Here is a 1,313-nt window from a genome sequence, read left to right as displayed (position 1 = left end):
TTTAGTTGGTGCTGATGCGGGTAAAGAAATGGGGATTTACTTCGACTACATTAGCTCTGGCTTAAGCTAGAAATAACGAACTCGGACAAAATAGGTTCGGGAAGCCGAGGATGAGTGCTAGGTCTTTAAAGGCTGAATCTGTCCAAGATAGGTTTTGACGAGCTAGTATTGATCCTTGACTCCCGACCTTTGTTATTTTAGAAAAAGGCCTTCGTTAGTTTGAGCGACAAGTTTTTCAGCGATTAGGAGAAATCAATCCATGCGGATGTTCAAAATCACCGCTTGTGTTCCTAGCCAAAGCCGCATTCGGACACAACGGGAATTACAAAATACCTATTTCACCAAACTCGTTCCCTACGATAATTGGTTTCGTGAGCAACAACGCATCATGAAAATGGGCGGCAAAATTGTCAAAGTGCAGTTAGCGACCGGCAAACCAGGAACTAATACAGGTTTACTGTAATTGGCTGCCACTAGAACTTAAAAAAAAGAGGTCTGGAAAGACCTCTTTTTGCTTTAGGGATTTTTTTCAAACTGCAAAGCGGCAGAGTTGAGACAATAGCGTTTTCCCGTTGGAGGTGGACCATCGTTAAAAACGTGACCGAGATGTGCATCACAGGCGGCACAAACAATCTCTGTCCGCACCATGAAAAAGCTAATATCTCGTTCGTACTTAATATTAGTCTCGTTAGCAGCAGTCCAGAAACTCGGCCAACCAGTACCCGAATCATACTTGCTGTCAGAAGTAAATAACTCCGTACCACAGCAGACACATTTGTAAATACCTTTTTCCTTATTATCGTGATATTTACCCGTAAACGCCCGTTCTGTTCCCTTTTTGCGAGTAACTTGGAACTGTTCGGGAGTTAGCTGGGCCTGCCATTCCGCCTCGGTTTTACGAACTTTTTCTACCATAGTCAGGACAACCGCCATTATGATTAAACTTCCCTTTTTAGTCTAACCTGAGTTCGAGATCTAGGCTTTTTTCATAAACATGAAGTATGACCTGATTTAGCATCAGCTTCTGACGACGTACTCCCCAAAAGGAAAACTTGGTCAGGAAACCCTATAGACTTAGCATAATCTCAGCTTATCAATAGTATAAGTAACAATATCGTCAAACCCCTTTACAAACCGATACAAAGTCTTTAAGATAGAGACATCATCAATCAATCGTACCTCGACAACCTAATAGGAATCATAAACCAATGACCACCACTCTACAACAGCGCGAAAGCGCTTCCCTGTGGGAGCAGTTCTGCCAGTGGATCACCAGCACCAACAACCGTCTTTATGTCGGCTGGTTCGGTGTC

The 1,313-nt window shown here is 43.2% G+C and carries 2 protein-coding genes; one reads left to right on the top strand and one right to left on the bottom strand.

The window, feature by feature from the left end; translation table 11 throughout:
- The first annotated feature begins 259 nt into the window (after positions 1-259).
- Entirely contained in the window at positions 260-463 is a 204-nt protein-coding gene (locus PX482_RS12465) for a phycobilisome linker polypeptide (RefSeq protein ID WP_002739162.1), read from the top strand.
- A 53-nt stretch (positions 464-516) separates the two neighbouring features.
- Here the strand turns inward: PX482_RS12465 and msrB are convergent, their stop codons facing one another.
- Positions 517-933: a peptide-methionine (R)-S-oxide reductase MsrB gene (gene msrB, locus PX482_RS12460; RefSeq protein ID WP_002758329.1), complete on the bottom strand. Its 417-nt coding sequence runs from the start codon at positions 931-933 to the stop codon at positions 517-519.
- Positions 934-1,313 lie beyond the last annotated feature (380 nt).

The organism is Microcystis sp. M53602_WE12 (assembly GCF_030065455.1).
GTDB classification, from domain to species: domain Bacteria; phylum Cyanobacteriota; class Cyanobacteriia; order Cyanobacteriales; family Microcystaceae; genus Microcystis; species Microcystis aeruginosa.
This window is presented reverse-complemented; position numbering and strand designations above follow the sequence as displayed.

What these genes read in the sequence shown, in the direction of transcription:
- msrB (WP_002758329.1), bottom strand. Translation starts at nt 933, where the DNA reads ATGGCGGTTGTCCTGACTATGGTAGAAAAAGTTCGTAAAACCGAGGCG.
- PX482_RS12465 (WP_002739162.1), top strand. Translation starts at nt 260, where the DNA reads ATGCGGATGTTCAAAATCACCGCTTGTGTTCCTAGCCAAAGCCGCATT.